We start from the raw sequence: 11,952 nt of genomic DNA, 5'->3' as shown, positions 1-11,952 counted from the left end.
TCGGCATCAACAACCACATGGGCAGCCGCTTCACGGCGCATGAGGGCAAGCTGGCCGTCGTCTTGGCCGAACTGTCGCGTCGCGGCCTGATGTTCCTGGACAGCCGGACCACCCCGGCCACCAAGGGCCCGGAACTGGCCACCCGCTACCACCTGCCGCTGGTCAGCCGCGATGTCTTCCTGGACGACGACCAGTCCCCCAGGGCGGTGCAGGCCATGCTGGCGAAGGTGGAGGAGGTGGCGCGCCACCACGGCACCGCCGTCGCCATCGGCCATCCGCACGACGTCACCCTGACGGCGCTGGAACGTTGGCTGCCCACCCTGGCGGCCAAGGGTTTTACCCTGGTGCCATTGACGTCCGTCATAGCGCCCCCGCCGGGCGGGAGCTAAAAGCCTCTTTGACAGTGCCCACCTTGATATTCGTCGTTAACCAAGCAAGATGCTTGAGACATTCGGCAGGGGCCCCGCGGCAGTTTGGAGAATGAGATGAGCGCTTCATATCGGATCGACGGCATGACCTGCCAGGGCTGTGCCCGCTCAGTGACCAAGGCCATCCAGGCCGTCAGCCCCACGACTGAGGTGGCCGTGGACCTTGAGGCCGGCGTGGTGGCCATCGCCGGCCCCGCCGATGGCGATCAGGTGAAACGCGCTGTTGAGGACGCGGGCTTCGACTTCGTCGGACCAGTCTGATCCGAGTGTCGCGCCTGTCATAAAAATGAAATAATGAAGTGTATTCTCGCCTTTAAGGGCCTGAAACCGACCGATCACACCATCTGGACTTAAAATCCGCCTACGCCCACAACGCCACATAGAGTATATCCCGAAGAAACGGGTATTGGCTTTGGTGGTGGGCGGAATCGATGGGGCATCTCGTCATAGGTCTTGGCGGAACGGGCGGCAAAGTCATCCGGGCGCTGCGTAAGCAAATCTATGCGGAGATGCGGGCGGAAAATCCCGGGGACGTGAAGATCGCCTATCTTTACGTCGATTCCAGCGGCGAGATGATGGCGCAGGACGATCCCAGCTGGAAGGTGCTGGGCTATTCCGTTCAGCTTCCCTTGGGCAGCCAGCTGCGCATCACGGGGGAGGATCTGTCGGCCCGCTTGGCCAATATCGACACCTACGCCGGAATCAAACCCTGGATCGGGGATCGCGCCACTTGGGGCGATGTGCTGGGCAGCGTCGTCGGGGCCGCCCTGGGCGGCCAGAAACGGCGCCTGGGCCGCTTCCTGTTCGCCTGCAAGATCGACCAGTTCCGCAAGCAGGTGCAGTCCGCGGTGAAGGAGTTGCAGTCCACCGGCGTGGGGGAGGTCACTTTCCACGTCGTGGCCGGCCTGGCGGGCGGCACGGGCAGCGGCGCCATCATCGATGCGCTGGCCCAGCTCCGCGACCTCTATGACGATTCCCTGCGCTATCGCATCATTCCATATCTCTTGTTGCCGGAACGCCATCCCAACCCCAACTGGGACACTGGCAACTATCATTCCAACGGCTACGCGGCCCTGCTGGAACTGAACGCCCTGTCCACGACCGCCTACAAGCCGTGGGATGTCACCGGCGTGCGGGGGCGGCTGACCCTGAAGGATCCGTTCAACGGGGCCTATCTGTTCGGCAACGAGAATGAGAATGGCTACCAGGCGGATGTGGACCGGGAGCTGCCGGGCATTCTGGCCGATTTCCTGTACCAGAAGATCGTCGTCGCCTCGCAGGTCGGCTGGCGGTCGCTGGAGCGCATGGAAAACGCCGAGAATGGCGATGGCGCCCCGGAAACGGCGCCGGGCCAGAAGGTGGGGGAGCGTTCGAAGCGGTTCCTCAGCTTCGGAATAAAGCGGGTCGCCATCCCGGAAGAGGAGATCAAGGAATACCTGACGCTGGGCTTCGCGCGGCAGGCCATCCAGCAACTGCGCTTCAATAACTGGCAGGAGGCGGTGGGCTTCGTTGATGAGGCGCGCAACGCCGATTACGGCGCCTTCGTCCGCCAGGCCGACGTGCTGGCCCGCTGGTTGCTGACCGAGGAGCATGTGACGCTGTCCGTGGCGCTGTTGTCGCAAGATGACGCCGGACGCAAGTGGAAGCCCATCACCCAGGAGTGGGAGGCGGTGCTTCCCACCTTCAAGTCGCTGGTGCGGGAGCGGGAACGCAGCACCTGGCTGGATGAGCTGGCCAAGCTCTGCCAGAAGCGCTTCGATGAGGATTACCGCAATCTGGGCGTCCCCACCTTCTATCGCACCAAGTTGAAGGCCAAGAAGGACATGGCGCGCGAAATCCGCGTGCAGGTCGAACGCGAATTGTTCGGGGATTGGCGGACGGGTGTGCGTTCCGCCGCCGAGGTGGGCAGGGTGGTCGAGGCCCTGATCGACCTTCTGCGTGAACGGCAGGCCGGCGTCGATGAGGCGCTGGGCAAGCTGGGCGGCGCCATCGCCGATTGCGAGGCGCGGCTGGCGGAGAACCTGCACGCCTGGGCACAGATGGGCTTCCTGTCCAAATCGGTGTTCGGCAAGCCGGACAGCCTGCTGGACAGCCACGCCATCTATCTTCAGGAACTGTATGTCCGCCGCACGCGGGCGGAAGCCTGGGGCTTCGCCCGGCAACTGATCGCGGAGGTCGTCACCGAGATCACGGAGCTGAAGGGCATCATCGACGGCATCGCCTCCACCATGCGTGACGCGCTGAAGAAGGTTGAAGCGGGGATAGACCAGCGCCTGGGCGGGGCGGCGGCCGACGATTTGCGCGGCCATCTCATCCGCTTCTACGATCCAGCCCTGGTTAAGTCGGTGGGCCGCGCCCTGATGACCGATTCCGCCGAACAGCGCACCCAGACCAATACCGTGCGGGCGGCCTTGATCGCGCGTCTGGGGGACAACCAGACCTTCACCGCCTTCAAGGAGCGGGTCGATTTCTCCGCGTTGACCGATACCATCGAGACGGTGTGCGCCCGCAACGCCCAGGTGGCCCACGCCAACCTGGTGACCAATGCGCGCGACCGCATCCTGGGCGTTTCCATCATCGAGAGGCTGAAGGAGCGTTTCGGCACCGACCCGCAGGAACTCAAGGCCTTCGTCTCCAAGCTGGTGACCCAGGCGGGGTGCTTCCTGACCATGAACCCGCTGGAGGTCAACAAGTCCGCGCCCGGCATCCCCGTGGGCGTGCAGACCCTGACCGCCAAGTACATCGTCATCCTGCCCAAGGCGCCGGACCATGCCCCGTTCGTGGACGCGCTGAAGCAGGCGTTCCGCATGGCCCAGCCCGGTGATTTGGAGTTCATCGAGTCCGAGGGGCGCGAGAACGAGATCACCATGATCGCCATCAAGAACCTGTTCCCCGTGCGCTACGTGCACGTCCTGCCCGTGCTGCAGGAGAAGTACGAGTACCGCATCGCCGGCAATCCCGTGCGCGCCAGGCTGGAACTGCACACCGAGGGTGACGGGAAAGATTTCCCCCCGCTGTTCGTGAAGTCAGGGAACGAGGTGCGCAAGGAGGCTGTGCCCTATCTGCTGCTGGCGGATGCGACGGGCCTGATCCATGACGGACGGACGGCGACGGGGGCCGCGCAGCTGCTGCTGGTCACCAAGGATGCCGATGGCTTCGACAACGACCCCATCGTGCTGGGCGCCAGCCTGCCGGAAGCGCCGGACCATGTCGACCTGATGGCGCTGGCGTCGTTGCGTGACGGCGTCACTGCCGCGTTGGCGGAGCCGGCGTGCAGCGGGGCCGACGCGCGCGCCGCGCTGCAGCGGCGCATCCTCGGCCGTATCGATGAGATGAAGGCGGCGACCGGCGGGGATCCGCAAAATCCGCAATACCGGGCATTCGTGGAAGGCGGCAAGGCGGCCGTCCGTCTGCTGAAGGGGGAAGCGATCTGATGACGGGCCAGATGGGGCATTGCACGAATTTCGGGAACTGTTCCCTTGCCGATAGCCGAAAGCTTTTGGCCCGCCAGCCGGGCCAGGATTTCGTGTGTCCCGAATGCGGCAAAGGGCTGTTGGTGGCCCAGGCGCGGTCGGGAACCTCGGGGAAGGGCATTCTGGCGGCGATCGCCGGGCTTGTCGTCGTCGCCATCGTCGGTGGCGGTGTCGTGCTGTGGGGCAAGGGGTGGTCGAACAACGCGTCGCCCGCCGCCCAGCAGCCCGCGGCGCCGATGGCCGCTGCGGCCAAACGAGACCCCCAGCCGGCACCGCCGGCGGCAACGGTGATTCTGCGCCTTGCCGGTTCCAACACCGTTGGCGCTGGCCTGGCCCCGGCCTTGGCCGAGGCCTATCTGAGCGGCCAGGGATATCAGAACATCCGCCGCGTACCCGGTTCCACGCCGACCGACATGATGGTGGCGGGGGAGCGCGCCGGCCAGACCGACGCCATCAGCATCGTGGCGCGCGGCACCAAGACGGGCTTCAGCGGCCTGCTGTCGAACGACGCGGACATCGCCATGGCGTCACGCCGCGTCTCGGCGGAGGAGACCAGCGGCCTCGCGTCCCAGGGTGACATGACGGGGCCCGCCAACGAGCATGTGTTGGCCCTGGACGGCGTCGCGGTGGTGGTCAACCGCTCCAATCCGGTGTCCACCCTGTCCAAGGACAAGGTGGCCGCCATTTTCAACGGCCTGATCAAGGATTGGTCGCAGGTTGGCGGGACGCCGGGCCCCATCCATGTCCACGCGCGAGATGATAATTCCGGCACCTTCGACACCTTCCAGAGCCTGGTCCTGGGCAAGTCCCAATTGGTGGCGGGCGCCAAGCGGTTCGAGGACAGCGGTGAACTTGCCGGCGCTGTGGCGACGGACCCCGCGGGCATCGGCTTTGTCGGCCTGGCCTATGTCGGTCCCACCAAGGCCGTCGCCATCGCGGAACCTGACGCCACGCCGCTGGTGCCCAACCGTTTCACGGTGGGGACTGAGGATTACCCGCTCGCCCGCCGTCTATACCTCTATACGGCGGCCGCGCCGGCCAATCCGAACGTCTTCAAGTATGTCGAGTTCGCCTTGTCCGCCGCCGGCCAGACAGTGGTGGAGAAAAGCGGCTTCGTGCCGCTGACCATCCGGTCCGAGGCAGTGGCCGCTTCCTCCGTCTCGCGGCAATTCGCGGACCTGACCCAGGGGGCGCAGCGGCTGTCCACCAACTTCCGCTTCGTCACGGTTCATCCGCTCTGGACAATCGTGCCATGCGCGATCTGGCACGGGTGGTGGACTTCGTTTCCATCGCCGGCGTGCGGCCCGACAAGCTGTTGCTGATCGGCTTCGCTGACAGCCGGGGACGGCCCGAAATGAACGACACCCTGTCCAAGCAGCGCGCCCGCGCCGTGGCGGATGCGCTTGGCCAGCAGGGCGTTCGGGTGGGCCTGACCACATGGCTGGGGGCCGACATGCCCGTGGCGGACAACGGCACGGAAGAGGGGCGGGAAAAGAACCGTCGGGTGGAGATCTACGTCCGTCCTTAAGGTGGCCTGCGGTAGGGGATTTTATGATGCATGGTCTTCTTGGGGGCGCTTTGATGGCGGCGCTGATTGGCTCGGCGCCGGTCGCCAGCGCGGCTTCGGCTTTGCACTATGAACCGGCGGTGGTGACACTGTCAGGCACCGTTGTGATGGAGGACCATTACGGTGCCCCCAATTTCGGCGAAACGCCGGAGCAGGACGCCAAGCTACGGGTGCCGATGCTGCGCCTCGACGTGCCGGTCGATGTGGCGGGCGATCCCCACAGCGACACCAATCTTTCCAGCTTCGAGGATGTCGATCAGATGCAGATCGTCCTGGTGCAGGGGCGATCAGTCGACGGTTTCATCGGCAAGCATGTGACGGTGACCGGCACCTTGGCGGAGCAGCTTGACGGCGGTGACTTCACCCAAGTGCTGATCACCATGAAGACCATCAAGCTGGCGCGCTGATTCGGCGGTGCGGAATCGACGATGCGNCCATGAAAAAAGCCGCCGGCAGGGGCTCCCGCCGGCGGCTTGTTTTTTCAGGCGGCCTTCAGATATTTCGCGTCGACCGCTTTTCCTGGGCGAAGCGCACGGCTTCCTCGGCGGCCTTGAACAGGGCCTTGGCCTTGTTCACGGTTTCCTGGTACTCGGCTTCCGGATCGCTGTCGGCCACCACGCCGCCACCCGCCTGCACGTGCATGACGCCATCCTTGATGACGGCGGTGCGCAGCGCGATGCAGGTGTCCATGGTCCCGTTGGCGGCGAAATAGCCGATGCAGCCGCCGTAGATACCGCGGCGGGTGCCCTCCAACTCCTCGATGATCTCCATGGCGCGCACCTTGGGTGCGCCTGAGACGGTGCCGGCGGGGAAGCCTCCCACCAGGGCGTCGATGGCGTTGAAGCGGGACTTGTCCAGCTTGCCCTCGACGTTGGACACGATGTGCATGACGTGGGAGTAGTGCTCGATCGTGAACCGTTCCGTCACCGTGACGGTGCCCACCTCCGCCACCCGGCCCACGTCGTTGCGGCCGAGGTCCAGCAGCATCAGGTGTTCCGACAGCTCCTTGGGGTCGGCCAGCAGGTCGGCCTCCAGCTCCTTGTCCTCCGCCGGGGTCTTACCGCGGCGCCGGGTGCCGGCGATGGGGCGGATGGTGACGGTGTCGTCCCGCAAACGCACCAGGATCTCCGGGCTGGAGCCCACGACGGCCAGCTCGCCGAAATCCAGGAAGAACAGGAAGGGCGAGGGGTTGATGCGCCGCAGCGCGCGGTACAGCGCGAAGGGCGGCAGGGCGAAGGGAACGGAGAAACGCTGGCTGGGCACCACCTGGAAGATATCGCCGGCGCGGATGTACTCCTTCGCCTTCTCCACCATGGCGTGATAGTCGGCGCGGCTGATGTTGGAGGACGGGTCGGGCAGGGCCGCGATCTCACCGGCGGCGTCATGGCCCACCGGCAATGGCCGGTCCAGGTCCGCCACGGCATCGGCCAGGCGGCCCGAAGCGGCCAGGTAGGCCGCGTCCGCCGGCACGCCGGCCTGGGGCCGCACCGGCGTCACCAGGGTGACCACGTTCTCGATGCTGTCGAAGATGGCCATGATGGTGGGGCGGATCAGGACGGCGTCCTCCACCCCCAGCGCGTCCTGGTTCTTGTTCGGCAGCTTTTCCATCTGCCGGACCATGTCATAGCCGAGATAGCCGAACAGGCCGGCCGACATGGGCGGCAGGCCGGCAGGCAGGTCGATACTGCTCTCCTCCAGCACCTCGGCCAGGGCGGTCAGGGGCGGGGCGGCCACGGGCTCGAACGCCGCCGGGTCGGTGGCGGCGTGGCGGTTGATCCAGACCCGGTCGCCCTTGGTCTTCCAGATCAGGTCGGGCTTCAGGCCGATCAGGGAATAGCGGCCGCGGACGGAACCGCCGGTCACTGATTCCAGGAGAAAGGAAAACGGGCGCCCTTGCGCCAGCTTCAGCATGGCGGCGACGGGCGTCTCCAGGTCGCTGACCAGCCGCGTCCAGACGACCTGCGCCTGGCCCGCGGCATACGCCGTGCCGAAGGCCGTCTCATCGGGAAAGGGGGTCACGAAACCTTACTCCTGGTGTTCAAGGCGCTGCAGCAGCGTCCGGTTCTCGGTGATGCGGTAGCGGGCGCGCAGCGCGTCCAGGAACTGGACGTACAGGTCGCCGGCCACCCCTTCGCGCAGTTGCTTGGCGGCGATGGTCGCCCGCTCGGCCAGCAGTGGCTCCGGCATGGGCACAATGGCCGCCAAGCGCACCACCATCTGGCCTTCTGGCACGGCGCCGCTGGTCACTTCGCCCGGCTTCAGGGTGAAGAGGGCGTCCACGATGTCGGCCGGCAGGGGGCTGTCCTTGGTGGCGGTGCGGCCGACGGGCGGTTGGCGCTTGTAGACGGCGCCAGTCTCCTTGGCCAGCTGTTCAGGTGCCGCGCCGGCCTTCAGCTTGTCCTCGATCTCCTTGGCCTTGGCCTTGGCGGCCTCGGCGCGCTTGGCGGATTTCCAGTCGGCCGCCACCTGGTCCTTCACCTGGTCCAGCGGCTTCAGGGCCGGGGCCTGCACGCTGTCGACGCGCACGGCGAAATAGCTCTTGTTGCGCTCGCCCTCGGTGGTGCTGCTGGTATCGCCGGACGCCAGGCCGAAGGCGGTCTGCACCACCTTGTCCAGGGCCGGCACCCCGGCCACCGGCTTGCCGGCCGGGTCCTTGCCCTGGCGGTCCACGGCCGCGATCTTGACCACCGTCGCGTCCACCTTCTTGGCCGCCTCCTCCAGCGAGGCGCCGCCGGAGATGGCGTCGTCCAGCTTGTTGGACAGGTCGTACAACTGGTCGGTGGCGCGCTCGGCCTTCACCTGTTCCACCAGCTTGGGCTTCACTTCATCCAGGGTCTGGGTGCTGCCGGGAACGATCTTGGTGACGGCGATGACGTGCCAGCCGAAGCCGCTGTGCACCGGGTCCGACACCTTGCCCTGCGGCAGGGAGAAGGCGATGTCCTGAAGTTCGGCGGGCAGATCGGCCTTGGTGGTGCCCTCCAGGGGCAGCATGGTCACCTTGGCGGCCTTGGCGGCGTCGGCCAGCGACTTGCCGCCGGCGGCGGCCTGCACCACCTTCTTCGCCTCGTCCTCGGTGTCGACCAGCACCTGGTCCAGGTCGCGGCGCTCCGGCTTCACGAATTCCTTGGCGCGGGCGTCATAGGCCTTTTTCAGATCCTCGTCGCTGACCTCCACCGTCTTGGCGATGGCGTCGGTGGACAGGGTGACGACGGTCAGGGCCCGGTATTCCGGGGCGGTGTAGCGGGCCGCCTGCTCCTTATGGAAGGCTTCCAGCGCCGCCTGGTCGGGCGTGCCCGGATCCGGCATGGCGTTGTCGGCCACCAGCAGGGTCTCCGCCCCGCGCTGCTCGCCACGATAGCGCACGACCTCGCGGGCCAGCGTCTGGGGCACGCGCACGCCGGCGGCCAGGGCCTCCGTCACCTCGGTGCGGGCCATGTCCTCGCGCACCTCACCGACGATCTCCTCCTCGGTCAGCTGGTTCTGCCGCAGCAGGGCCCGCATCAGCAGAGGGTCGAACTGGCCGGACTTGTCCTTGAACACCGGCATGTCGGCGATCTTGGCCGCCGCCGCCTGTTCTGAGACGCGCAAGCCGAAGTCGTGGGTGGCCTGCTTGATCAGGGCGCGCTGGATCTCATCCTGCAGCGCCGCGCGCATCAGGCCCATCTGGCGGGCCTGCTCGGCGGTGAATTCCGGCCCCATGGTCTGGCGCAGCCGGTTCACCTGCTGGCGGAAGGCCCGATCCACGTCCTGGGGCGTGATCTCGATGCTGCCGACCCGTGCCACAGCCTGGTCGCTGACCGAGGTGCCCACCCGGCCCACGCCCCAGATCCCGAAGCTGATGATCAGGAACACGAACAGGATCTTGGAGAACCATGAGCCCGAGAATTTGCGGATGAACTGAAGCATGTGCCTGCTGCGTCTTGCGAATTGGCTTGTCAGTGGGGTTGGGGCCCGAAGACCCGCGCACCCACCCTCCCATCAGGGCGCGGCATCATAGAAGCAGGGGGCAGGGCCGGCAATAGATGGTTGGGCGGGCCTGTCGTCCCGGCCGCAGGGGCACGACACACCGTCTTGTCACGGCCTGAATCATGGAAAAGCCGCCCTTGTACTGTTACAGCATGACGACAGGGACAACCGTGACAAGGTGGGCCACCCAACCATAAAGGCCCCCGCGCGGCTGATTCCCTTTTGAGTGCGTTAAACTCGGGGAGAACAGACGAATGCGCCGCAAATTCATTGTCGGTAATTGGAAAATGCACGGCCTGCGGGAAGGGGGGGCGGCATTGGCCTCCGACCTCGCCGGCCGCATGCTGGGGGCCGGGCAGGTGGCCTTCGACATGCTGTTGTGTCCGCCCGCCACCCTGCTGCACACCGTGGCCCAGGCCGTGGCCGACGCGCCCGTCGGCGTGGGCGGCCAGGACTGCCACGGCAAGGACAGCGGGGCCCACACCGGGGACATCGGGGCCCCCATGCTGGCCGATGTCGGCTGCAGCCACGTCATCGTTGGCCATTCCGAGCGCCGCCAGGGGCACGGCGAGTTGAGCGCCGAGGTCAAGGCCAAGGCCGCCGCCGCCCATCGCGCCGGCCTGGTCGCCATCGTTTGCGTCGGTGAGACGGAGGCGGAGCGTGACGCCGGCCGCGCCCTGGACGTCATCGCTCGTATGGTCGACGACTCCGTGCCCGATGGGGCCACCGCCGCCAATACGGTGGTGGCCTATGAGCCCGTCTGGGCCATCGGCACGGGCCGCACGCCCACCCCGGCGGATGTGGGAGCCATGCATTCCATGATCAGGCGCCGTCTCGCAACGCTGGTTGATCAGCCGGACGCGGTGCGCATCTTATATGGCGGTTCCGTCAAGCCGGAGAACGCGGCCAGCCTGCTCCACATCGACGATGTGGATGGGGCCTTGGTCGGGGGCGCCAGCTTGAAGGCGGACGAATTCTGGGCCATCGCGGAAACTTGCCGCTAGCGCCCCGGGTTCGGACTGGGTAAAGAGATGCGCGTGAAGGCCGGTCGCCCCAGGGGCGGCCGGTCAACCCGTGTTTTGTTTCTGCCGCGATTTGATTCGGCGTAGATAGGATTGCTGCTTCGATGTCCACCGTCGTCCTGGTTTTGCACATTCTGATCGGCATCGCGCTGGTCGGTGTCGTCCTGGTCCAGCGTTCCGAAGGCGGCGGCTTGGGCATGGGCGGCGGCACCATGGGCGGCTTCATGACGGCCCGGGGCAGCGCCAACCTGCTGACCCGCACCACCTCCATCCTTTTCGGCGCCTTCCTGCTGACCAGCCTGGTGCTGGCCCTGCTGAACCGCGCTGCCACGCATCACGATTCGGTGTTCGACAAGCTGCCGGCCGCCGCCGCTCCGGCCACGCCGGCGCCTGACGCGGCGCCCGGCACCGTACCCACCGGTGACCAGCCGGCGGCGCCTGGCGCCCCAGCCGCGCAGCAACCGGCGCCGGCCACCACCCCGGCTCCCACCTCTGGCGAGCCCAAAGTTCCGACCGGCCAGTAAAGGCGGGCGACACCAACGGAGGCGGCGAAAGCCGCCTCTTTCAATTCGGGGGGCCGGCGCATTCGCGTTGGCCCGACATGCGGCCTTTAGCTAAACTAGGCTTCCATGACGCGCTTCATTTTCATCACCGGCGGCGTGGTCTCTTCCTTGGGTAAGGGACTGGCGTCGGCCGCTCTGGGTGCTTTGCTGCAGACCCGCGGCTATAAGGTCCGCCTGCGCAAGCTGGACCCCTATCTCAACGTCGATCCCGGCACCATGAGCCCCTACCAGCATGGTGAGGTGTTCGTGACCGACGACGGGGCGGAGACCGACCTGGATCTGGGCCATTACGAGCGGTTCACCGGCGTCTCGGCCCGGCAGACGGACAACATCACCACCGGCCGCATCTATTCCAACGTGATCGCCAAGGAACGCCGCGGCGATTACCTGGGCGCCACCGTGCAGGTGATCCCCCACGTCACCGACGCCATCAAGGAATTCATCCTGGGCGACGTGAAGGATGAGGACTTCATCCTGTGCGAGATCGGCGGCACCGTCGGCGATATCGAGAGCACGCCCTTTCTGGAGGCCATCCGCCAGCTGGGCAATGACCTGGGGCCGGAGCGGGCGCTGTTCATCCACCTGACCCTGCTGCCCTACATCCCGTCGGCGGGTGAGCTGAAGACCAAGCCCACCCAGCACTCGGTGAAGGAACTGCTGTCGGTCGGCATCCAGCCGTCCATCCTGCTGTGCCGGTCCGATCGCCCGATTCCGGAGAACGAGCGCCGCAAGATCGCCCTGTTCTGCAACATCCGGCAGGAGCGGGTGATCGCCGCCCTGGACGTGGACACCATCTACCACGTGCCGGTCAGCTATCATGAGCAGGGCTTCGACGAGCAGGTGCTGCGCTACTTCGGCCTGCCGGCCGATGAGGCGCCGGATCTCTCCCGCTGGAAGGAGATCGCCGCCCGCGTCCGCCAGCCGGAGGGTGAG

At 66.5% G+C, this 11,952-nt stretch carries 11 protein-coding genes; 9 read left to right on the top strand and 2 right to left on the bottom strand.

Annotation, left to right across the window (positions count from 1 at the left end; all coding sequences use genetic code 11):
• The 6 genes from I55_RS06980 to I55_RS06960 all read left to right on the top strand — a co-directional run.
• The coding region (locus tag I55_RS06980; protein ID WP_044559787.1) for a divergent polysaccharide deacetylase family protein at positions 1 to 389 on the top strand (389 nt) is incomplete at its 5' end.
• Between the two features lie 96 nt (positions 390 to 485).
• Positions 486 to 689, top strand: a complete 204-nt coding sequence (locus tag I55_RS06975) for a heavy-metal-associated domain-containing protein (protein WP_044559786.1) — start codon at positions 486 to 488, stop codon at positions 687 to 689.
• A gap of 170 nt (positions 690 to 859) precedes the next feature.
• The gene (locus I55_RS06970; RefSeq protein WP_044559785.1) at positions 860 to 3,862 is read left to right on the top strand and encodes a tubulin-like doman-containing protein; all 3,003 of its coding nucleotides are present in this window, start codon (positions 860 to 862) and stop codon (positions 3,860 to 3,862) included.
• A gap of 65 nt (positions 3,863 to 3,927) precedes the next feature.
• Positions 3,928 to 5,223: a PstS family phosphate ABC transporter substrate-binding protein gene (locus I55_RS06965; protein WP_159107129.1), complete on the top strand. Its 1,296-nt coding sequence runs from the start codon at positions 3,928 to 3,930 to the stop codon at positions 5,221 to 5,223.
• A complete protein-coding gene (locus I55_RS32825; protein WP_083900907.1) occupies positions 5,154 to 5,429 on the top strand; it encodes an OmpA family protein in 276 nt (91 codons plus the stop codon). Before I55_RS06965 ends, I55_RS32825 begins: the two co-directional genes overlap by 70 nt.
• 53 nt (positions 5,430 to 5,482) lie before the next feature.
• On the top strand, positions 5,483 to 5,875 hold the full coding sequence (locus I55_RS06960) for a hypothetical protein (protein ID WP_044559784.1): 393 nt from the start codon (positions 5,483 to 5,485) through the stop codon (positions 5,873 to 5,875).
• An 85-nt stretch (positions 5,876 to 5,960) separates the two neighbouring features.
• Here I55_RS06960 and trpE read toward each other — a convergent pair whose 3' ends face one another.
• Positions 5,961 to 7,487, bottom strand: a complete 1,527-nt coding sequence (gene trpE, locus I55_RS06955) for an anthranilate synthase component I (protein ID WP_044559783.1) — start codon at positions 7,485 to 7,487, stop codon at positions 5,961 to 5,963.
• 6 nt (positions 7,488 to 7,493) lie between these two features.
• Positions 7,494 to 9,374: a peptidylprolyl isomerase gene (locus I55_RS06950; RefSeq protein ID WP_044559781.1), complete on the bottom strand. Its 1,881-nt coding sequence runs from the start codon at positions 9,372 to 9,374 to the stop codon at positions 7,494 to 7,496.
• A 314-nt stretch (positions 9,375 to 9,688) separates the two neighbouring features.
• On the opposite strand from I55_RS06950, the gene tpiA reads away from it, so the two are divergent.
• From tpiA to I55_RS06935, 3 genes are all read left to right on the top strand, one after another.
• Positions 9,689 to 10,438, top strand: coding sequence for a triose-phosphate isomerase (tpiA, locus tag I55_RS06945; RefSeq protein WP_044559780.1), 750 nt, complete (start codon positions 9,689 to 9,691; stop codon positions 10,436 to 10,438).
• 122 nt (positions 10,439 to 10,560) lie between these two features.
• Positions 10,561 to 10,980: a preprotein translocase subunit SecG gene (secG, locus tag I55_RS06940; protein WP_044559779.1), complete on the top strand. Its 420-nt coding sequence runs from the start codon at positions 10,561 to 10,563 to the stop codon at positions 10,978 to 10,980.
• Positions 10,981 to 11,085: 105 nt separating this feature from the next.
• A partial coding sequence (locus I55_RS06935) for a CTP synthase (RefSeq protein WP_044559778.1) occupies positions 11,086 to 11,952 on the top strand: 867 nt, incomplete at its 3' end.

Source organism: Azospirillum sp. B4, assembly GCF_000333275.1.
Lineage (GTDB): Bacteria > Pseudomonadota > Alphaproteobacteria > Azospirillales > Azospirillaceae > Nitrospirillum.
The sequence above is the reverse complement of the archived record's forward strand: the minus strand, read 5'-3'. Positions and strand labels throughout refer to the sequence as shown.